The following is a 22606-nucleotide window of genomic DNA, read 5'->3' on the forward strand; positions in this document are numbered from 1 at the left end:
ACATGACCACTGTTATCTTAGCTGAAAAACCCAGTCAAGCCCGTTCATACGTCCAAGCCTTTCAAAAGAGCACAAAAAAACAGGGTTACTATACGGTTAGTGACCCTGTTTTGCCCGAAAATACGCTTGTGACGTATGGTCTCGGACATTTAGTTGAACTAGCCACACCGGATAAATATGATCAGAAATACCAGCAATGGGCCTTATCTAATTTACCGATTTTCCCCGACAAATACAAGTTTGAAGTGTCAACTAGTAAAAGAGCGCAATTCAAGATCGTTAAAGACCTGTTAACGAAAGCCGATACCATTATTGTTGCCACCGATAGCGGTCGAGAAGGTTCCAATATTGCGTGGTCAATCATGAACCAAGCTCATATTGATGTTAAAAAGAAGACCATTAAGCGGCTATGGTTGAATAGTTTGGAAAAAGACGCCATTATTACCGGATTCAAAAATCTTGGCGATTGGCACAAAGACTATTTGTCTTATAAAGAAGCCCAAACCCGTCAAATTAGCGACTGGTTAATTGGAATGAATGGTAGTCCCTTATATACTTTGTTGTTAAGACAAAAAGGGGTACGCGGGGTGTACTCAATTGGTCGCGTGCAGACGCCAACCTTGTATATGGTTTATCAAAGAGACCAACTCATCAAAAACTTTAAGCCAGAACCCTATTTGGAACTGAATGCGGAAATTTTAGCTAATCAGCAAAAATTCGTCGCAAAATTAGACCCCTATCAGCGGTTTAAAGACGAAGCAGGGCTAATGACATTCATGCAAGCTAAACACGTTCAGAAAGGCTTACAGGACGGTTTAATCAAGGACGTGCAAAAGCAGGCTAAAAAAAGCGCCAGTCCACAGTTGTTTTCGCTTTCTAGTCTGCAAAGTGCCATGAACAAACGGTATCATGCCAGTGCAAGCCAAACCTTAGCGGCCATTCAGAGTTTATACGAAGCTAAATTTCTTAGCTATCCCCGAACCGATTGTGCTTATATCACTGATGAAGAATTTGATTATTTAGTGGCTAATCTGACGAAGTATCTGGGGTTAGTCTCTACGCAAGTCTCTTTAACCAATACCACACCAAACCAGCGTTATGTTAATGGAAAAAAAGTTGAAGAACACTACGCCATTATCATGACTAAAGTCGTCCCGACTAAAGATCAATTAGCTGCCTTACCTAAATTACAGCAACAGGTCTATGATTTGGTTTTAAGAACGACGTTAGCGATGTTTGCTGATCCGTACGAGTACGAAGAAACCACCATTATCACCCAGGTTGGCGACGCCAATTTTAAAGCAACCGGTAAGGTGCCAACTAAGCAAGGTTGGCAAGCTTTATTTGATGATCACAAAGCCGACCAGCAAGAGGCAGCCACCCTACCGATCGTTCACCAAGGCGACCAAGTTCAAGCAAATCTGCAAACGCCGCAAAAAGAAACGACACCACCGGTACCCTTTACCGAAGGTACCCTGATTACGGCCATGAAGACCGCCGGCAAAACGCTTGATGATGAAGAAGCCCAGGCTATTCTTAAAGATGTGCAAGGAATTGGGACAAGTGCAACCCGGGCCAATGTGCTGGAAGTGTTAAAGAAACGCGGCTATTTAGTTACTGAAAAGAACAAGCTACACGTCAGTGAAGCCGGAATTACTTTATGTAAAGCGGTGGAACTCGAACCCTTGCTAACTAGCCCAGAAATGACGGCTAAATGGGAGCAAGCGTTACAACAAATCAGTACCGAAGAACGTACCCCAGATAACTTTTTGAACCAAATCAAAAAGTTCGTGGCAAAGTTGATCGCTGATGTTCCCACGCAATTAACTGGCAGTGCAGCCATTAAGCAACAAATCGATCATCAGCAGCAAGCCCAAAAAGCCGCCGAGGTCTTCTTAGAAACACCGCAAGCGACCGTTTTAAATAAACAGAAGTTTTACATTGTAAAGCCTAAGCAAGGCGAAGACTTTACCCTGCCCAAGAAATGGAGCAGTAAAACCCTCGGTAAAACTGCGATCAAAGCCTTAATCACTAAGGGGGAAACCAGCAAACTAAAGGGGTTCAAGAGCAAAAAAGGAAAGTCGTTTGACGCCAAGTTAAAGCTTGACGGCCATAAATTAAGTTTTGATTTTGATTAGAACCTGCCTACCGCCCTACACTACGTTCCGGTTGGTGAACCCGTTGTTCAGGTTCGCTTTAAAGCACCCAAAGCAAACCTGAACAACGAGTGAGATTAACAAAGCAAAGGAGATCATGAAATGGATAACGAATTAACAGTCATTGGGAGTGAATTACCGGTTTTGCAGACTAAAGGAACCTACAAATATTTAAAAGAAATTACTGGAAATGGGGCTTATTATCAAGTGGCTTGGCAAAAATTAGCCGATGGCTACGTTGCCCTTTATGGCACGACCCCGATTCAAATAAGATCATTGCCGACATTGAATGATATTTTTGAAGATGAGGAGGGGTAGACAATGCCGAGTAAAGCCGACGTTAAAGCCTGGAAAGCACAATTAGTCGCCCAGGCTGAACAACAAATCCTAAAATTAACCGATAGTGGCCAATTTAAAAAGTACCTCAATACCTTGGCTAAATTCCATCATTATAGCGCCAGAAACATTGATTTGATTTATGCGCAAAATCCGCAAGCCACTCAAGTCGCGGGATTTAAGCAATGGCAAACAGATTTTAACCGCACCGTTAATAAGGGCGCTAAGTCCATTCGAATTGCGGCCCCAATTATTAAGAAATTGACACCCGCTGAGCAAAAGCGACTTGATACTACCGACGAACGGGCCATTGTTGGTTATCGTTACCTGCCCATCTTCGACGTGGCACAAACTAGTGGTGAACCCGTCCTAAGCGCTAAAGACTTTGTCAAAGAAAATTTGGCTGATCATCAGAATGTGACAAGCTTATATAACGCGTTCAAAGATTATTTAAACCAGCAACCCGACCTTAAAGTCAGTGAAGTTCCTTTAGCGACGCTAAATGGGGCTAAGGGGTATTTTCAACCCAGCACTAATGAAATCGTCATTGGTGGCGATGAGCCCGACAATGCTTTGAAACTAAAGACGTTATATCACGAATATGCGCATAGTCAGTTACATGGGTTAAAATCAGCCTTTAAAGATCGCCCACGAGCCTATCAGGAAACCCAAGCCGAAGCGGTCGCATATGTTGCCATGCAAAATATTGGCGTTGATACCAGTAACTATTCACTCGGTTATGTGGCTACCTGGGCTAAAGATACAGCTGTGATCCATAGTGCTTTAAGTGAAATCCAGCAAGTTAGCAACAAAGTGATTGAGCTTAGTGACGGGTTAACCAAACAACTAGGCTTACAAGAAGCACAAAAAGAACCTGAGCATGATCTAAAAAAGCTATCAGCTCAGTCACTGAATAAGTCCTATCAAAGCTTGCAACAACAAGTTCAGCAAATGACTAATCCACAACAAAAAACACAATTTAAAAACCAGTTACATGAGATACATGAAGAAATCAGTGAGCGAACTCAAAAACAACTGAAATCATTTGCTAAACAGAATCCAGAAATTAAACAACCAGATTCTGAACCTGATCAAAGCCTAAAACGTTAGCCAGTTTTTAAGGGACATGCTATAATGTAATAGAAAAAGGAAGTCTTGCGCTAACAAGACTTCCCGCGCAAGCCGCTTCAAAGGCGGTGGCATTAGTTAAGAAATGATAGTTGAGTCACCCTGTAACCTAGCCAAAGTTACGCAGGGCGGCTTTTTTATTTGTTCCTTTTGTCGATGTATGTTAGCAACGCTAAAATAAACATTGCAAACAGCAACATCAACGAGAGTGTCTGGAAGACGCTCATTGACTGTGAAACCTTCCTGAAGATTATTCCATGTTCCCATGGGCCTCACCTCGCAAGGGAAAAGACAGCCACCGCTCTTAAAACTTCCTGCGTAATCCATTATACAAGTGAATTAAGTATTGACCAAGCACAATAAAAATTAAGTCATGGGGTTTCATAGGATCCTAAATTTGATCAAATTAAGAATCAGCAAAACATCTTTTGTAGATACCCTTTTTTAAGTTCTTGGAGTTTTTCAAGCTTACGCTGATGAAGAGCGATAGTATCGTCTAGTTGTTTGAAAAATATAAAAATTTGTTTTTGTTCCAAAATACTTGGAAATTGTATTTTTCCTTCTAATGCTCCTTCATCAGTCACATTAATAGTATTTTTTGCGCCTTTTGTGACTAATGGAGTTAGGTAGTGTGTAGCGATATTATCGTTTTTCAATGCCATCGCTACAAATGGCGTATAAGCTTTATCTGTAGACGTATACACAGCATATAAAGGGGATAGAATTCCTTTTATAGTCGCGACCTGAAATATTCCGTAGGGAGCGCCTTTAAGTGGACTTTTGGTATATATTAATTCACCGCCTTGGACTACCTTGTAATTAGAAAGGTCAGATCCAGCAAACGATCGACCTTGATATTTTATTTGATTAACAGTTCCAACTTCTCGAGATACAGACAGAACATCGACCTTTCCATACTGCTGAGCTTTATTTTTGGTTTTGGATATGTCTAAAACGTCTTTTAACTTACGCACTTCCCAATCGTCAGCAAACCCCGCAAATCGCAATTCAGGAACTTTTGCGCCATTTTTTGGAAACATTTTTTGCAAGTAGCCTTTTTTCTGTTCCTTGAGCAAATCTAACTTACGCTGGTTAGCAGTGATAAGATTATCTAGCTGATCAAAGAAATATCCTATTTTATCTTGTTCATCCAATGTTGGCACATCAATCGGCATATCTGAAAAGGTATCAACGTGGATACGCTTTGCCTTTCTAGAACCATTAGCAATATTTCCTTGATACAAATAAAAGCTCTTGCGCATCACAGTATCCATTAGAAATGTGCTGTTTAAGTTGGCAATATCGAACGCCGGTGAATCTAGCGTAGATTCGTATCCATCAAGGTTTTCTGGCACAATTCCAAATGCCGCATGTAGAAAATCAAGTTTCCCATACATGAATTGGCCAGCTTTACGAACATAGTATTTCGTTGCCTCACTACCGTCTGTAACAGTCTCCTTAGGGATAACGCCCTTACCCCAAAGTTTAACCGTAAGTTTCTTTGAGATCGCACCATTAGACCCTGGAATTCGACTCTCAGTTAAGAAGTCACCAACCTGCCGCTGTACCCAAGGATCAGTGAAACCTTTAAATCTTAATTGCGGATATTTAGCTTGGTTATCTTTCATTGTGGGCCTCCGGTTTTGACTGATCATTCACCTGGGTGGTCACTAACTGGCTAGCTAATTCATTAAAGGCTTGTTCATTCTGACTGATTTCCTCGTCCAGTTGCTTCAGATCAGCTTTAACTTGGTCCAGATCAATCTCGGGTTCCGGTTCAAACGTATCAACGTAGCGCGGAATATTTAAGTTGTAGTCATTCTCCTTGATTTCTGCCGGTGAGGCCACATGGGCATATTTATCGACATCTTGCCGGTTTTGATAAGTGGTCACAATTTTTTGAATATTGGCTGCCGTTAGCTTATTTTGATTCTTGTCCTTTTCAAATTCCCGGGACGCATCAATAAACAAGACGTCGTCAGTGGTTTTGTGTTTCTTTAAAATCATGATTAACGTTGGAATACCAGTGGAATGAAAAATATTGGCGGGTAGTCCAATAATGGCATCAATCCGGTTATCTAACAGGAGCTTTTGGCGAATCTTGCCTTCCTTAGCCCCCCGAAATAACACGCCATGGGGTAAGACAATGCCCATAGTCCCGTGTTCCTGCAAATGATAAAAGCCGTGTAGCAGAAAGGCAAAGTCGGCTTTAGATTTAGGTGGTAAGACGCCATAATCACGGAAGCGGGGATCAGACAAACGTTTGTCACTGTTATCCCAGTGCGCCGAGTAGGGCGGGTTCATAACGACGGCATCAAATAAGTAAGGCTCGTCAACCGGCCAATCTTTACTTAACGTGTCACCATTGCGTAAGTGCATATCGTCATACGAGACTCCATGTAACATTAGGTTCATACGGGCCAGGTTATAGGTCGTGGTGTTCAATTCTTGGCCGTGATAACTCACTAAATTGGGGTCTTGCACGTGCTGTCCGACATTTAATAGCAGCGAACCAGAACCAACCGCTGGATCATAAATAGTTCGAACTTGTTTGTCACCTGCATTGCGCTGATAAGTCACAATCTGGGCAATAATGTCGGACACCTGCCGTGGAGTATAAAATTCACCCGCCTTCTTACCAGAATCACTGGCAAATTGCGCGATTAAGTATTCATAGGCGTCACCTAAGACGTCGCCTTGATGATGGATAAGATCAATCGCATTTAAAGCTAACATAGTATCACTAATAGTTTGGTTTCGTTGTTGTAAAGAACTGCCTAATTTATTACTACTTAAATCCACATCGGCAAACAAGCCCGAAAAGTCTTGCGCTGAAGACAGATTTTGCGTCGACTGTTCCAGATCATGAAGTGCCTGGGATAAATCATCTAACGCAAAAGTATGGGCTTGAATCTTGCCAATCAGGGTGGTGTACAACGCTTGTGGTTGAATTAAATAACCGAGCGTGTTTTGCAAATACTCCACTAAACTGGGCTGCACCGAGACGCCTTCCAATTCAAACTGAGGATCCATATACTGAGCATATTTCCGGGTGACATTTTCGGTTTCGCCTGCCCAATCACTAAAGGTCGTTAAGGTTTTCTCAGATAGAAACCGATAAAAAATTAACCCCAATAAATAATTTTTATATTCAGAAGCGTCCATTTTCCCGCGTAAGACATCGGCCGCATTCCATAGGGCGCTTTCAAGTTGACTAGCTTGAGTTGTTTTTTCTGACATTGTTTAACCTCACTTATTTTTGTAGATAAATTGCTAAATCGTGTTCAATAAACTGTCGCCAAGCGGCCTGGGACTTAATCCGGTATAGTGGTAAAATAGCTGGAATCTTCGGTCCAGTGGCAGTTTGAGCTTGTAAGGCCGCTGCTAAATTCGCTGACTGCGTTAATTCTTGTTCATGATGCCATTCATCAGTACCTACGGTGTGTTCACGCGCCACTCGCAATAGGGCTGCTTGATCTAAGCCCCACGTGTGGGCAAAGGCCGTCGTTTTTTTGACCAATTGTCTCTGGGCGTAATCAGTCACCAACTCCCGAGCATTTAACGCTACTGGAGTTTGATTTTGAGTACTCTGTTGCTGCGACTGTTGCAGTTGTTGTTCAATATAAGGCATGGCTTCGCGAATTAATTGGGCCTGTTGCGGTTGCGTTTCCGCTAATTTATTCAAACTAGCCTGTACTTTGGCACTATTTTGCAGGTAATCCGTCATATGCGCTTGGGCCTGATCGGGTGTCGAGTACTGTTGCTGTTCATCAATCCAATCTTGAATTAATTGCGTCAAATAATCATAATCCACTAAGACGACTGAGCCAACGGCTAAGGAAAAGTCTAAGGCGGCTAATTCTTCGGGAACTTTCTCGGGCTCTTGGTTAGTAACTGCCGCTTTAATTCGCAGATATTTACCTGTATAGGATTCTACTTCGGGCTGAGCGATACCAAAGGCCTTTTCGCTGTTCTTCCAAGTAAAATCGTTGTACATCGATAGTGAGTTCAATTGTTGATTCACTTGGCGAAAGGCTTTCACAAACTGTACCTTGGCAGTAGTTCCTTTAAGGTCATCGGCCGCCGTCGGCGTTGGGGCAATGGCTTTTAAAGCGACCACGGCCTTTTGAAATTTTAAGACGGCCTGCTGATAAGTGGGACGAATGATGACATTAAAAGAGCCTTCGCCACTATATAACTTATAAGCTTCACGTTCATTCGCTTCCATGATTGCCGGCACCCGAAAGGTCACAATTTGGCCTTCTTGTTTTAACTCCCGGTTTTGGAGCCGGTTGGTGCGTGAGTAGGCTTGAATAAGTTCTTGATAAGCTAAGGTGCGGTCAACAAAGAGCGTGTTTAGCCGAGGGGCATCAAAACCTGTTAATAATCGTCGCACCACAATCACTAAATTAATTTCCTGATCGGGTTGCAAATGAGCAAAGACCGCCTCACGCCGGGCAGCCCGTTTTGCGACATCTTCGTTATAGAGATTCAAATCGGCTAAATCAAAATTAGTGTGATACTGCTGATTATAATCCTTTAAAATGGTGGCCATTTGGTCATGTTTGTGCGCACTCTGATCTTCGTTTTCACTTAATGAATAAGTAATCGCAATTCGGGGCCAATCAGGATCTAGCTGATTGTGAGTAGTCTTTTTCGCGGCTTTAAAGGCTTGATAATAGCGTTGCGCCATTTCAATGGAGCTGGTGGTTAAAATCGCATTGTAGTTGCCATGCCCCAAGCTGGTTTTACGTGGGCCTTTTTGTAAAATATATTGAACAACTTGTTGGATATGTTCATCAGTCTCAAAGTCAGCCGGAGTTAAATACGTTTCTTCCAAGTCCTTGACTGACATCGCTTGAATCTTGGCTTGAATTTTCGCTTCATTAGCCGTACTCAGCAGGCGGCCTTGCTTATCACGACGCGCTTTGACGCGCTGAGTTTCTTTTTCGAGGGCCCGGGTTATTAACGTGTCTTTCCCAATCGTCGTTACGTGTTCCACGTTAAACGGTAACACGGCTTGGTCCTCTAAGGCGTCTCGCAAGTTATAAACATGACAGACTTTACCAAATAGCTCCTCCGTCGTAACTGCTAGATCACCTTTGAGCTGTTTCTTATTTTCATTAAAAATGGGGGTGCCAGTGTAACCATACCAGTTACTATTGATAAACGCTGCTCGAATTTCCTTTTGCATCTTACCAAACTGCGACCGGTGGGCTTCGTCAACAAAGAAGATCACCCGTTGCTTTAAAGTTTTACTAAAGCGGGATTGCTTACCGGTTGCCAGCTGGGCTTGCGTTTTTTTGACCGCCCGATGAAGTTTTTGAATCGAGGTGACCAAGACCTTACCGTCATTTTGTTGCAATTTACGCATTAAATCACCGGTGTTTTGGGCTTCGTTAATGGCAATATCATCATTGGCGGCATAGGCACTAAAGTTGCTGGTTGTCTGTTCGTCTAAATCCCGCCGGTCAACTAAGAAGATGACCTTATCGACACCGGGATCTTGCGCAGCTAATTTAGCGGTTTTATATGAGGTGAGTGTTTTACCAGAACCCGTGGTATGCCAAACAAAGCCATCTTGATGGTCGTGAATCCGGTGCATCACGGCTTCAATCGCATAAATCTGATAAGGCCGTAAGAGAATTAAGCTCTGACGTTCTTGGTCGATGACCGTATATTCACTGACCATTTTGTGGGCCATGGGAATATTAAGGACTTGGCGCGTAAACGCTAAGCCGTTTTCCACGGGGTGATTATCCCGCGTTCGCCAATTGAACAAAAAGGCTTTATTGAAATGATCCGGTTCGGCATTCGCAAAATACGCCGTACTATCCGGCGTCATAATCACAAACATTTGCAACAGCGAGTAAATTCCCGTATATTTACCTTCCTGCGAGTATTTTTCAATTTGATTAAAAGCCTGGTTAAGTTCGACCGTGGCTTTTTTTAGTTCCAATTGAATTAAGGGTAACCCATTAATCAATAGGGTTACGTCAAAACGGCGATCAGGATCGACATCTTGAGTACCAGCTAACCGTGGTCGCACTGCTTGCCGTACCACTTCATAACTAGATTTACCGCCAGCAACGTCCGCTTTCCAAAACAACTCGAGCGTCACCGTGCCCAGCTTAGCATCATCACGTTCAACTTCAACTTTGCCAATGCCATTTTCGGCGGCTAGTAACTTAGCTGCTTCGTAAGGTGTCCGGACCTCAATCGCCCGTTTAACCTGATTAAATTCGGTATCAGTTAAAGGGTGTCCCTGCAATTTAGCATAGTTATTGTTATTTAATTTATCACGAAAATTAGCCCATAATTGATCCGGCGTCGCACCATATAGGTCTTTTCGCTCCACCCATTGATTACTTCCGGTCGTTAAGGTTTTAACAACTTCTTTTTCAAACGATAGTTCTAGCATAAAAACAGTTCCCTCCTTTGCTTTTATTCACCAGGTTATTGTACGCAAAATAATTTGCATTTAGACTTCGGAATTTAATATATCAAGAATATCCTGAATTTTAACTAAACCAGTGGCTTCAATCTGCTTTCTTATATTTTTGTTTAACGACGGAATAGAAAAAAACAGTTCATGTCTTGCGCGACTCATTGCAACATAATAAACCCTGTCATCCTCATTACTTCCACTAAGGCTTGGGTTTAGTAAAAACGAAAAATTACTTTCTCTTTTTTTGCCAGTGTCATCTATCATAATGAGCACTTCATCTGCTTCATCACCCTTGGATTGATGAATAGTCCTAAATTCGGAGTTAGTACCTTCTAAGGGAACATCAGACAATAAATATTTGACTTTCAACCCTAAAAAGCATTTATTTCTTCCTGTAATCTTCTTCATTATTTTCGAAATGTTATCAGAATTTGCTTCATGAATATTCTTATCAAGAAGAATCTCGTTGAACCATGTACTAATATCACGATTCAAGTAATTATTAATTTTATTGTAAGCATAATAAAACTTTGATATGACATATTTTTCGTCAGCATTTGTTTTTTCGTAAGAACGGAAGAAAGATGAAATACCGGCGTTTATTTGACCCTCAGAAGCTAACTTAAGTGATTTTATAATACTATAGATGAATCTTCCTCTATCATCAGTGCGCATCTTATTGATATTATCCTTAATTTTTTTAGAAGGGGCACTGTAATTCGGGTTTATTTGTTCAATATAGTCGTTACTGTAACTAATGATCATCTTGGAACATGCTGAGTTTTGGGGGTGATTTTTTAAAAACCAATTAACAACTAATCTAGGTTCTCCAACCACTATAGTTGGCTTAGGACCTGGTATGTTCTGTAAAATTTGAGGATCCTTCCCAGAATTTTCTGTAATTCCATTTAAAAGTTTAATTATCGGGTCGCTGCTCCGGTGATTTATATTAATGCAATATTTGTTTAGTTTCGGTAGACTGAATTTTCTAAAGGTTTCCTGACTTGAATGCGCAAATCCATAAATTGATTGATTCTCATCGCCAATAACTCCTACTTTGCTTCCATTATCAGCTAAAATACTAATGATTTCAGCTTGGATTATTGAAGTGTCTTGAAATTCGTCAATAAAGATAAATGGGAAACTATTAGAAATCAGTTTAGCAACAAATGGATTGTTTTCTAAAATGATTAATGATAACAACAAAACATCATCGTAATTGATGATGCCGTTTTTCCAACATGATTGTTTATATTCCATAAAAAATTTAGGATCATTTTTAATATGATACCTTTTATTTGGAACTCGTGTATCTTTCTGATCAATAGTAAGACTGTAATGATCATTCAGCTTCTTAAAATATATACTTGAAGAAATACGATCCCGAATATTGTCATAATATGTCATATACTGGCATTTATATTTTTGGCAAAGCTCTTTAAAATCAGAAAAACTCGCTAATTGATGAGGGGTAATTGTGAGCTTCTTTGGTAAAGAATATTTGCCTTCTAATAACCATGAGTATGGTAAAAGTATAAATTCTGATAGAAAGCTGTGTATTGTTGAAACTTGCGTAAGACCAGATGTATATCCAATACGCCTTGAAAGATTATCGGCTGCAACATTCGTATAAGTAATCGCCAATACCTTTCTTAATGTGTTTATTTTTCCAGACTCTTTAATTATGTGATGAATATGGTTTACTAAGAATTCTGTTTTCCCTGAGCCGGGGCCAGCTGATACCAAGAAATTTTGATTAATATTTATGTTCTCATGAGATGATACTCTTTTATAATCCATTTTTATCTGCCATCCATTCGAAACATTCTTTGATGTATTTTGGCACTGTAATAGATTTACCACTACTTATTTCTTCGGAAAGTTCTTGCGCATAAAGGCCCTTATCTTTAATTGAATATAGAAACATTGTTCCTAGATATAGCTTAATTAACTTGGGATCAGTAATTTCTGATAAATCATTAGTATTGTGATTTTCCTTGAGTATTTCGTCCATTTGTTTAGATCTTTCGTTCTGGAAAGTATTCGATATTTTTTCAATACTCAGATTTTTACTGCTCATTTTTTTCAAATTTTCCCATGCATCACAATATCTCATAGAATCGTGAAAGATCAATGGCATTAGATCAGGATTATCCATATACAACTGATATTCAAACGTCCAACCTTCATTAGACTTATAGCCAGAATCTTCATCTTGTGAGAACACTTTAATATTAGCCGATTTCAAAGCCTTGATACTTTCTATATTCGGATTTTTGCTGTCAGGTTCCGTTTGGAATATTGGCGGACAGGATTTGTTTTGCTTTCCTTGAACAGGATCTAAGTCCGTTAGACAGGCAATCTGCTTATATATTGCGGTATTAGGATTCTTATTTGTATCAAACATTCTTAAAAAGGGAATGAAATAGCGCCCCGACAAATTAATAATAGAAATATGTCTGTTTTGTATGTTAGATGTATCGGCTTTCATAAATTGCGGTATTAGCATTTGTTCCGCTAACCCCTCAATAAGAATAAGTTGATTAGTAAAAAACAAATTGGATCGTGTGACATCTAAAAATCGTTCTACAAATTTCTTGTCTTTTGGATTATCGATAAACGTTTCCCCAGGATATCCAATTTTAACACCACTTTTATATTTACTGAGAACAATAAGATCATCTAAACTAGCAGCAGCTGTAATATTAGGAGAATGCGTGGTTATAATCACCTGCTTTGCTGTTTCACTAGTTGTACCATCCTTGATATTATTTTGTAAAAATTTCAAAAAATCATATTGCATATCAGGATGAAGATGTGCCTCAGGTTCTTCTATTAATAGAAATGGAAAAACACTTGAATTGTCACCAAAATAAGAATTGTCGCGACTTTGCTGAAGTTCAGCTAATACTAAAGAAATATAAATTAAATTGTTATATCCTAGCCCATTTAAATTTATTGGCACATTTGATTCACCATTTTTAACAACTAAACTAAATTCTTTTAGGATATCGTGATCATTTAACGCACTATTGAATTCTGGTTCTTCACCATCAAAAGTAGCCCCGGTTTGGCTTGAATACTTCAGCATTTCCTTTTTACCCTCTTTAAATCTAGGGCTAAGATTATTCAATAGTCTCACAGCCAGATCATGAAAATCTTTATGTCGCTTTTGCATCATCTTTTCGATGTCAGGTTTTTTCAACTCTTTATTGCTTTTTAAATCGTAATCAATGAAAAAATTTAAAAGTTTATTGAGTAGATATTTGTTTCCCGAATTCATTCTTTTTTCAGCATCTCGAATAGCTGGCAAATATTGGCAATTAAAACGACTTAACGAATTATCCATTAATGGTTGTGCGGACTCTCCTACAAAATATTTTCTTTGGTATTTTGGAAGAAACTCATCTTCCAACTCTAACCAGACACTGCCTATATCGTCTAAGTCTTTTACGGCGTCCAAATATGCTTTTTCATATTTAGTTGGAAGTTGAAACTGCATAGTAATCTTTGCCTTATATGGATTATCTATATCAGTCAGCCAATTGCGTATTGCTAGAAGATCGTCGCTATCACTACCTTCTTTGTTTGATTTTTGCAAGTTAACTGACACAGTGATTTTAGGAGAGCAGTTTTTCAATTCTTCTTTTGTTTCAGTCTTACTAAAATCATTTATATCTAATCCAAATTTATTTTTGTCGAAGATTAATCTTATCGCTGATATTATCGTGGTTTTTCCAATATTGTTGGGCCCAACTAAAATGTTAATTCCCTCTGTAAAACGAATTATTTGTTTTTCCTTAAAAGTTCTGAAGTTTGTTATTTCAACACTTGATATGAACAATTTAATATTCTCCAATCTTATAGATTGTTATAACTTTAATGTTAATCCATCTTACTAAATTATACTCTATAGTGTTGTACAGTTGACTTCTAAAGGTTAGATATCTCAGAATGTAGGGCAAAAAATGCATTTAAATATGAAGGACAGATCAACCACTAAATGTTTATACTTCTCCTTTATAAACTATATTTCGAATTTCTAGTAGTGGGATAAACCGATCAGAATCAACCACAATCTCATTGGCATTGTAGCCATGGATCAAGGTGGTGATATCTGGCAAATGACGGTTGTTTTGGTCAACCGTTTTTAATTGAATGGTCACTGGTTGCTGACGCTGATATGCGTCCGCCAATACCTCGGTAATTACTGCTAAGGATTGTTGCGGTCTTGGAACGTATACTGCATTCAACTGCTGGTTCTGTTGGTTTAAAGTGGCAGTATGATCAGATAAATAGAACCCCTGCCATTTCATCATGCCCCGGTCATGATAATCGTGTTCAAAAAAATGCTTAACCGTGCCTAAATCAAAGTCTTGGTTATTCAAGGGGCACCCGCTTTCGTTGAATCAGCTTTTGACTTGCCGGCCACCGTTCTCCTGTAAAGCCGACAAATTCGATCGTTAGCTTTATATCTTGTCGTAATGCTTTTAACAGCTTTTCTAAATCAGCTAAATCATAGTGTGCTAATTTATGTAAGGGAACGGATTGCAAGCGCTCATTAGCCCGTTGACTGTTAAAAAACAGATTATAGGTCTGATCGTAGGTATCATTAGTCAACATTAACCAATAGCGGGTTTGGGGACGCCGCTTAAACAATAGGGTTAACCGCCCCTTAATAATCTCTATATCGCTATTCATAGCTATTGCCTCCATTATGTCCGCCCACTAGTGAAGCCCGCTTGATAGCGGTGCCTCCCTTTAATAAACTGGTCGCGTAAACTAGTTTGGTGAACCCAAATTGCCGGTGAATTTCATCAATCACCTGGTTTAACCGGCTACGGCGAATTTGGTTACGCGGTGTTTCAAATAAATTAAGCTGTTGGCCGGAGTTGGCACTTAGTTTACTGCTATAAACGCTAATATTCCGGACAGCTTGACCTTCCCAATTCTGACGGAATAACCACAATAATTGTTGCGTCAAAACTTGATTGTCGTTAGTCGGGTCAATTTTTAAAGCTTGGTGAAAGCCACCGCGGCCATCTGTTTCGGCTGCGGCATAGGAAAACCCAATGCTTAGCGATAGACACCCCGCCAATTTATGGTGGTGCCGAAGCCGTGCCGCCACCTGTTCCCCAATTTCTTTAATGACGGTTTCAATTTCGACTTGGTTAAAATAATCTCGTGGCAATACTTGCGAATTACCCAGGCTAGCTTCTTTAACCTTAGTTGGTTCCGTAACTTGCGCGCGATCAATTCCCCAGGCCGTAGCAAATAACTGGCTACCAATGACGCCAAGCTGCTGTTTGAGTAAATAAGGGTTGGTATGGGCTAGCTCATACATATTGTGAATGTGAAGGCGGTTCAAACGTTTCGCCATACGGGGGCCAATCCCCCAAACGTCCGTTAATTCAGTAATTGACCAAATTTTATCCGGCACAGTTTCGTAATGGATTTCACCGATCAATTCATGATTATGTTTAGCGTAAAGGTCTAAGGCTAATTTAGCTTGCACCGGATTGTCACCAATTCCCACGGTGGTATACAAGCCTAGCTTTTGCCGAACTGTCTTTTGAATCAAGCGGGCCACTTCGCGAACGGAATTGCCAAACAGCCGCCAAGTATGGGTCATATCAAGAATGCTTTCATCAATTGAATACGGCCAAACCTCTTTTTCAGTGGTAAATTGATGAAAGATCTGATTGATCTGCAAATTACGTTGAATATAAAGGTTCATGCGCGGTGGCACGACCCACAACCTGGGGTCATTGGGTAAGTCACGTTTACGGGAGACGTTGGCTTTAAGATGAAATAAGTGCTTAGCTTCGGGTGACGTGGCTAAAATGAGTCCGCCATTGGTATTTTCAGCTTCACTAAGGACCACTAATGGGACTTTTAAGGGATTTAGCCCCCGGAAAACGGCTTCGCAACTAGCATAAAAGGACTTGTTATCAATTAAGAAGAACACGCCATGCGGTTCATCATCAGTAAACAATTTCATCACTTCCGTTAGCTTTTACCTGTATTGTAGCACAGAAGGCAAACATACGTTCCCTAAAAGCTGCTAGAAAGCTGATTAAAAATAGTCGAAAGTCAGTTATAGTCATGTTATAATGTAACCAGAAAAGGGAAGCCCCGCTAGAACAGGACTTCCCATGCAAGCCGCTTCAAAGGCGGTGGCGAAGTTAATAAGACAGCATTAAGCTACCCTGTAACTGGCCAAAGTTACGCAGGGCGGCTTTTTTATTTGTTCCTTTTGTCGATGTACGTTAGCAACGCCAAAATAAACATTGCAAACAGCAACATCAACGAGAGTGTCTGGAAGACGCTCATTGACTGTGAAACCTTCCTGAAGATTATTCCATGTTCCCATGGGCCTCACCTCACAAGGGAAAAGACAGCCACCGCCCTTAAAACTTCCTGCGTAATCCATTATACAGGTGAATTAAGTATTGACCAAGCACAATAAAAAGTAGACAGTCATTGCCATGTATAATCACTGGTGAACGGGAATCTTAAGAAAATACTCGCTAGTTTTATCTGTCTACAAGAATTGTTGGAATACTGTTTTGTTGCATCTTAGAATTTTTCTACTATGAGACTGTACTTGTTGGGACAATCTGTCATAATGAAATAAAAACCAAAGGATATGGCACATAATGGAGCAAAATTATTTTCAGTATATATCAGAACACCTTGAAAAAAATCCAAGAATCAATGAATTAAAAGAAGCCTTAATTAGTTTTTCAAGGGAAAATCATCAGCCTGTATATCTTATTGATACACCTCTTTTAGATAAGCAAGAATTTAGTTATGAATATGAATTAGCTGCCGTTATACTTATTCCAAATAGAAAATTCTTTTTTTTGAATTTTGGAAATCAGAATGATGACGCTTTTAAAAAATATGCCAATAATTTTTTAGAAGATTTAAATAGTCTGATTTCAAAATATAAATTCCAAAAGAAAATTGGTCGTTTAAGTGATATAAAAGAAAAAATAATTGAATTTGCAAATATTAATAATCAAGAAGAATTGATTAAAAAAATACAAAACGGGACATTAGATTCTAGTTTAATTCGAAAAACAAATATTATATTATCTCTTGCCATAGGATCAGTTAATAACGCCAATTCGTTTGTACCACAGGAAGCAACAAATACTCTTGACAAGATTAAGAATCAGATAATTTTATTTGATTCTGATCAAACATCCTTTATGTATAAAGACAAACCTCAAAAAAAGATTACAGTGCAAGGCCTTGCAGGAACGGGTAAAACTGAGCTTCTATTTCATAAACTGGTTAATTTATATGTATCTGGTATATCCAATAAGACAAAGATAGCGTTCACTTTTTACAATCAAATTTTGGAACACAAAACACATAATAGAGTTATTTCATTTTTTGATTATATGCAAGTTTCAGAACAAATTAAGTGGAATGAACGTTTATGGGTAATGAGAGGATGGGGAAGCGCTTCTGATGGTAATTCCGGAGTATATGCTTTTATTTGTCAATACTACGGAATTCCATTTCAGAGGTTTCAGAGATTTCCTAAAATTGATTTCGATAAAGTGTGTCATGATGCCCTTATGCTTCTTAGGCAAATGGATGACTTTGAGCCTTGTTTTGATGATATTCTAATAGATGAAAGTCAAGACTTCCCTGAAAGTTTTTTTGACTTATGTGAAAAGGTAACAAAAGATAAGGTTATTATTGCTGGCGATATTTTTCAGAATATTTTTTCTAATTTAAATGAAAAAACCATACAACCGGACTTTCTTTTGAATAGAGTTTACAGGAATGATCCACGGACATTTATGTTTGCCCAATCAGTTGGGTTTGCACTTCAAGAAAAAAAAGTGATTCGATGGCTTTCGGATAAAGAGTGGCAGTCGTGTGGTTATATAGTTCAGAAAAACCAAAACAGTACCCCAATTGAGTACTCACTAACAAGAGCACCCATCAGAAGATTTGAAAACATTGATGAAAATGAAAACGCGATAGACATAGTATTATCTAAAAAAGAGGAAATAGTCGGCAATATAATCAATACTATAAAAAATTTAAAAAAAGATAATCCAACGATGAGCCCCTCTGATGTAGCCGTTATTTTCTTAACAGAAAAAAATGAAAGTATTGGCTACCAACAAGCAAATGAAGTTTCCGATAAGCTAGATACTACCTTTCATTGGAAATCTAATAAGGGCTATGAAACTCGTAATACTGATGCAGAAAATGTTGTCTTTATTAGCAACCAAAACAATATCAAAGGACTGGAATTTCCGTTTGTTATCTGTGTGGTAAACGGTGAGCTTAAATCTGATAAAGTCTTGGATAGAAACGCATTATATATGATGTTAACCAGATCGTTTGTTTCATCAAAATTGTTATTATCTAACAATGATGAGAATAAGGAGTTTTATTCCACTTATAAGAAAGTAGTAGACCTTCTATTACAAGAAAAAAAATTAACAGTCAAAAAGCCAACAAAAGACAATATTATAAGCAAAGATGTGTTGAAAAATCTGGCCAGTGCCGTTAATATGTCACATGACGAACTAGTTCTTCATGAATTAACTTCCTCACTTTCTATAGATGAATCGTCTATTTCTCAAAATACTATTAGAAAAATAACATCTATAATGCAGCAAATGGATGTAGATCTTGACAATCCGAATGACATTTCAGATTATATTGAAAACAATAAAAAAAGACTGAAGCAGATGATTAAATCATGAAATTATCTTTTCGAGATTGTTCATATAAAGCACCTTATAATGTAAAAGACGCTTTCAATAATGGTAGTATCGTAAAAACAAAATATGACATTATAAGAGAAGTTATCGAATTGCTTAGAGCCTGGTCAATGATCAAAACCTTGACACCGCAAGACTGTAAAAAAAGTAATACAATCTGTCTTAACTATGGAAAGGGAATGAGCAGTCGGTTCATTTACGTTCAAAATGATAAGCGAATTATTACTATGCAAAATCCTTTTACAGTAAGAGAATCCCAGCAATCACCAGGTGCATTTGAACTAGTAGACCCTATAACTAATTTGGTCATGAATGCTAGAAACGTAAGTATTCTAACAGTATTATTTAATCCAAAGGGAAATTCTTTATTTAAAGGGACCAAATCTCAAGAACAGGTAGTTAAATACTCACCATATTCATGCTTAGTTGACGATACGGCTAGAGGTACCGATGATATGAATAATATTTCAACAATTGAAGATTTTTTTAGAGAGACTTTTGACTCATTTGGTGTTAAAAATATCGAAGATGAGTATTTTTATAAATGGTGGGTCTTGTTCTGCCGATTTTTGTCTTTTGACAGTGAATATGTTAGATATGATGATGACATAGAAAACACGTCAGAAAGCCATCCAAGGTACCATTTAGATATCAATCTGGGAAGTTCCTTCAAGATTGGCGTTGGTAAAAAATATAATGTTGCTGATGTATTCAACCTACTAGATAAAAATGGGAATACTCCAAACTTAAAATTCAAGTAATTGATGATTATTTGAATGATTTATATAAAAATAAAGAAGTTAGGATAAGTAGGCTGGCTTCTTTTCTATTTAGAATTATTTTATTGAATATGATAAGCAAAAACGGCCAATAGGGTATACCCTAGTGGCCGTTTTTGTTTCTGTGCTATACTAAGAATTACAAATGTTCATTAGAACTGTCCAAAAGGAGAACTGGAAATGGCTAAAATCGGTTATGCGCGCGTGAGTTCCAAGGAGCAACATTTAGATCGACAGTTGGCGGCTTTAAAAGGTGTTGATAAATTGTTTACGGATAAATTAAGTGGGGCTAACACGAATCGGCCAGAACTGCAAAAAATGCTGGTCTATATTCGTGAGGGTGATATTGTAATGGTCACTGAATTAGATCGCTTAGGCAGAAACAACCATGATTTGACTAAGATCATGAATTCCATTCAAAATAAGGGTGCCACCCTAGATGTGTTGAATTTACCGTCCATGACAGGAATTGCTGACCCAAATTTACGTCAACTGATGACCAACTTGATTATTGAACTCTATAAGTATCAGGCCGAAAGTGAACGTAAGCGAATCATTGAGCGCCAGCAGCAAGGGATTGCCTTAGCTAAGCAGCAGGGTAAATATCATGGGCGCAAACCCCAATACACCCAAGACGATCCCCGCTTGCAACATGCTTTTAAGCTTTACGAGGCAGGCATGAGTGATGTCGATGTTGCCCGTAATACAGGTATTAAACGGACGACCTTTATTCGATACCGTGTGAAATACGGTATTAAAAGAAAATAGGGCCCCCCTTTTGGTTAGCACATGTTAACTGAAAGGGTCCCTATTTTCTTTACTTAATAAGTCTAATTAAATTAGTGGCCTTGGTCGAAGAAGGCATCAACTATTTTAATCAACTAGATCGTTCACCAGCAAGAAACGACCTCACCCCAGCGGAATACTGGAATGAGGCCGTTTAAGCAAAGAAAAACTTATATTATTTCAAATGACAACTTGACAGGGACTAGTACAACTCAGGGGGCTTTACTTTAATATTTCCTGTAGATATTAGCCTTTTTTTAATTTTAATTATGCCTAGAAGCCTATGTTAGAAGTCATAGTCGCCGCTACTCATAGCTTCAGCATTACCCATTAGATAGCCAGCACCAACTTGTGAAAAGAAATCATGATTGGCCGTTTCGGTTGAAATTCCGTTCATTACGATTGGGTTGATATCTTTAATCTCAGCATTAGGGAAGCGGGATTCAAAGCCCATATTTTGGAGCGCCTTGTTGGCGTTGTAGTGAACGAATTGTTTAACGTCTTCCGCTAACCCAATCGGCGCGTAAACTTCTTCGGTGAACGCAAACTCGTTCTCAAGGAGATCGTCGAGCAACTCATCCATCCACTTTTTGAATGTTTTTTGTTCAGTCGCCGATAGCTCGTTATATCCCAATTGAAATTTGTAGCCGAGGTAGGTACCATGAACAGATTCATCGCGGATCACCAGTTTGATAACTTCAGAAAGATTTGCCAGCTTATTGTTACCACGGTACCAAAGTGGGGTAAAAAAGTTGGTGTAGTACAAAATTCCTTCAAGAAAGACGCTTGCAACTTTCTTTTCAAGGTTGTTTCCCGTTTGATAAATATCATTGATCCGTTTGGCTTTGTATTGCATTCTGGGATTATTGTTCATCCATTTGAATACTTCGTCAACAGTGGCTTGATCGTTCAAAGATGTCAAAATAGTGCCGTAGCTTTTGGCATGAATTGACTCCATCATCAAAAAGTCATTGAGGACTGCTGCTTCTTTTCGTGTCCGAACGTCGGGCCGCATCACGTCGACTCCTTCTTCAGATTGGAGTGTGTCTAGCAAGGCTAATCCACCCACAACCCGATTGATAACCGATTTTTCGGTGCCAGAGAGTGTCCGCCAGTCCCGTAAATCATTAGAAACAGGTACTCGCGTATCCAGCCAGTATTGTGCCGTTGCTTTATCCCATACATATTCGTCAAGTTCGTCTTCGATGATGTCCCAATTAATTGTTTTATAGCTCATTAGTTGAATACTCCTTAAAAGTCGTAGTCGTCATCGGTCATTTTTTCAGTGTCCGATTCATTGTTTTCAGCTGTTACCTGTTGCAAAAATTGATTTTGATCAATCATCAGTTCTTTGAGTTGCGCCACTAGTGAAGACGGTTGAACTTCGTAGACAGCGTTAAAGCCAAGTGACATTAATGCATGATTGGCACCATAGGAGGCCAGATTGATGGCTTCGGTGGCATCGTCAAGGTTAGCTTCTAAGAAGTCTTTTTCAGTTTGCATGAGTTGATCAAACTGTGTATTAATCCAATACTGCAGTTCGGTTTGATCACTTACAGTGAGTTCTTCAAATCTGAGGCGAAATTTGTAACCAATATAAGCACTAAAAAGAGCGCTACCGCGGAGAATATTAGCCAACATTTGGTAAGTATTGACGAGAGCCTGTGTTTGAAGTATTGTCCAGTATTTACCAAACGAGAGCCCAGTTTCAGTCAGAATAAAAAGGGCTTTTTTCTGTAAGGCCATATCGCTAGTGCTCATTTGGGCTAGTTGGTCAATTTCAGCTTGCAGATTGGCATTATCATCTGCCCAAGTAAAACTTTCACCGCCGTTACCCGGAATCAGAGCCCGGAAAATGGTCGTACAGCTTTTGGCATGGACTGATTTCATAAAGGTAATGGTGTTTAATACGGATTCTTCTTGTTGAGTTCGCCGATCGTGGCGAATAGCAGGGGTGCCAACTTCTGATTGGTAGACGGCTAACATTGATGTACCTGCCAACATACGAGTAATGGCCTGTTGTTGAGTATCTGATAGCTGTTGCCAAGCCGTTTGATCATTCGTGATGGGAATCCGAATGTCCAACCAAAAGTTAGTGGTGAGTCGTTCCCACATGTATTTATCGAAATTATCTTTAATATCATCCCAGTTAATTGCTTTGTAGTATAAGTAGTCCATCGTTATTTGTTCGTCTCCTTAATTAGGATTCATGGG

At 39.1% G+C, this 22606-nt stretch carries 18 protein-coding genes; 6 read left to right on the top strand and 12 right to left on the bottom strand.

Annotated elements, in window-relative coordinates; genetic code table 11:
• The first annotated feature begins 2 nt into the window (after window positions 1-2).
• From topB to RA086_RS14130, 3 genes are all read left to right on the top strand, one after another.
• Window positions 3-2138, top strand: a complete 2136-nt coding sequence (gene topB / locus RA086_RS14120) for a type IA DNA topoisomerase (protein ID WP_308704508.1) — start codon at window positions 3-5, stop codon at window positions 2136-2138.
• A 120-nt stretch (window positions 2139-2258) separates the two neighbouring features.
• On the top strand, window positions 2259-2474 hold the full coding sequence (locus RA086_RS14125; protein WP_010620903.1) for a hypothetical protein: 216 nt from the start codon (window positions 2259-2261) through the stop codon (window positions 2472-2474).
• A gap of 3 nt (window positions 2475-2477) precedes the next feature.
• The gene (locus RA086_RS14130) at window positions 2478-3602 is read left to right on the top strand and encodes an ArdC-like ssDNA-binding domain-containing protein (RefSeq protein WP_308704509.1); all 1125 of its coding nucleotides are present in this window, start codon (window positions 2478-2480) and stop codon (window positions 3600-3602) included.
• A gap of 155 nt (window positions 3603-3757) precedes the next feature.
• On the opposite strand, the gene RA086_RS14135 is transcribed toward RA086_RS14130, so the two are convergent.
• The 10 genes from RA086_RS14135 to RA086_RS14180 all read right to left on the bottom strand — a co-directional run bounded on the left by RA086_RS14135 (window position 3758) and on the right by RA086_RS14180 (window position 16401).
• On the bottom strand, window positions 3758-3847 hold the full coding sequence (locus RA086_RS14135) for a putative holin-like toxin (protein WP_072672334.1): 90 nt from the start codon (window positions 3845-3847) through the stop codon (window positions 3758-3760).
• A gap of 186 nt (window positions 3848-4033) precedes the next feature.
• A complete protein-coding gene (locus RA086_RS14140; RefSeq protein WP_308704510.1) occupies window positions 4034-5248 on the bottom strand; it encodes a restriction endonuclease subunit S in 1215 nt (404 codons plus the stop codon).
• Window positions 5238-6860 carry a type I restriction-modification system subunit M gene (locus RA086_RS14145; protein WP_158160016.1) on the bottom strand — a complete coding sequence of 541 codons (1623 nt, stop codon included), beginning with the start codon at window positions 6858-6860 and terminating at the stop codon, window positions 5238-5240. The genes RA086_RS14140 and RA086_RS14145 overlap by 11 nt, the downstream gene beginning before the upstream one ends.
• Before the next feature lie 13 nt (window positions 6861-6873).
• On the bottom strand, window positions 6874-10041 hold the full coding sequence (locus tag RA086_RS14150; protein ID WP_308704511.1) for a type I restriction endonuclease subunit R: 3168 nt from the start codon (window positions 10039-10041) through the stop codon (window positions 6874-6876).
• A gap of 60 nt (window positions 10042-10101) precedes the next feature.
• The gene (locus tag RA086_RS14155; protein ID WP_308704512.1) at window positions 10102-11868 is read right to left on the bottom strand and encodes an ATP-dependent helicase; all 1767 of its coding nucleotides are present in this window, start codon (window positions 11866-11868) and stop codon (window positions 10102-10104) included.
• Complete coding sequence (locus tag RA086_RS14160) at window positions 11858-13912, bottom strand: ATP-dependent nuclease (RefSeq protein ID WP_308704513.1); 2055 nt, start codon at window positions 13910-13912, stop codon at window positions 11858-11860. The genes RA086_RS14155 and RA086_RS14160 overlap by 11 nt, the downstream gene beginning before the upstream one ends.
• 163 nt (window positions 13913-14075) lie before the next feature.
• On the bottom strand, window positions 14076-14456 hold the full coding sequence (locus tag RA086_RS14165) for a hypothetical protein (protein ID WP_308704514.1): 381 nt from the start codon (window positions 14454-14456) through the stop codon (window positions 14076-14078).
• A complete protein-coding gene (locus RA086_RS14170) occupies window positions 14449-14769 on the bottom strand; it encodes a hypothetical protein (RefSeq protein WP_032809155.1) in 321 nt (106 codons plus the stop codon). Before RA086_RS14170 ends, RA086_RS14165 begins: the two co-directional genes overlap by 8 nt.
• Complete coding sequence (locus RA086_RS14175) at window positions 14762-16069, bottom strand: Y-family DNA polymerase (RefSeq protein ID WP_308704530.1); 1308 nt, start codon at window positions 16067-16069, stop codon at window positions 14762-14764. Before RA086_RS14175 ends, RA086_RS14170 begins: the two co-directional genes overlap by 8 nt.
• 242 nt (window positions 16070-16311) lie before the next feature.
• Window positions 16312-16401, bottom strand: a complete 90-nt coding sequence (locus RA086_RS14180; protein WP_072672334.1) for a putative holin-like toxin — start codon at window positions 16399-16401, stop codon at window positions 16312-16314.
• Between the two features lie 326 nt (window positions 16402-16727).
• Between RA086_RS14180 and RA086_RS14185 the strand changes: the two genes are divergently transcribed.
• From RA086_RS14185 to RA086_RS14195, 3 genes are all read left to right on the top strand, one after another.
• The gene (locus tag RA086_RS14185) at window positions 16728-18809 is read left to right on the top strand and encodes an ATP-binding domain-containing protein (RefSeq protein WP_308704515.1); all 2082 of its coding nucleotides are present in this window, start codon (window positions 16728-16730) and stop codon (window positions 18807-18809) included.
• On the top strand, window positions 18806-19588 hold the full coding sequence (locus tag RA086_RS14190; RefSeq protein ID WP_308704516.1) for a hypothetical protein: 783 nt from the start codon (window positions 18806-18808) through the stop codon (window positions 19586-19588). The genes RA086_RS14185 and RA086_RS14190 overlap by 4 nt, the downstream gene beginning before the upstream one ends.
• Before the next feature lie 198 nt (window positions 19589-19786).
• Window positions 19787-20374 carry a recombinase family protein gene (locus RA086_RS14195; protein ID WP_308704517.1) on the top strand — a complete coding sequence of 196 codons (588 nt, stop codon included), beginning with the start codon at window positions 19787-19789 and terminating at the stop codon, window positions 20372-20374.
• Between the two features lie 304 nt (window positions 20375-20678).
• Here the strand turns inward: RA086_RS14195 and nrdF are convergent, their stop codons facing one another.
• Together nrdF and RA086_RS14205 are read right to left on the bottom strand one after the other, a co-directional pair.
• Window positions 20679-21629: a class 1b ribonucleoside-diphosphate reductase subunit beta gene (nrdF, locus tag RA086_RS14200; RefSeq protein WP_020923860.1), complete on the bottom strand. Its 951-nt coding sequence runs from the start codon at window positions 21627-21629 to the stop codon at window positions 20679-20681.
• Window positions 21630-21643: 14 nt separating this feature from the next.
• Complete coding sequence (locus tag RA086_RS14205; protein ID WP_308704518.1) at window positions 21644-22570, bottom strand: ribonucleotide-diphosphate reductase subunit beta; 927 nt, start codon at window positions 22568-22570, stop codon at window positions 21644-21646.
• Window positions 22571-22606 lie beyond the last annotated feature (36 nt).

The sequence above is a fragment of the Lactiplantibacillus brownii genome, from assembly GCF_031085375.1.
GTDB lineage: Bacteria > Bacillota > Bacilli > Lactobacillales > Lactobacillaceae > Lactiplantibacillus > Lactiplantibacillus brownii.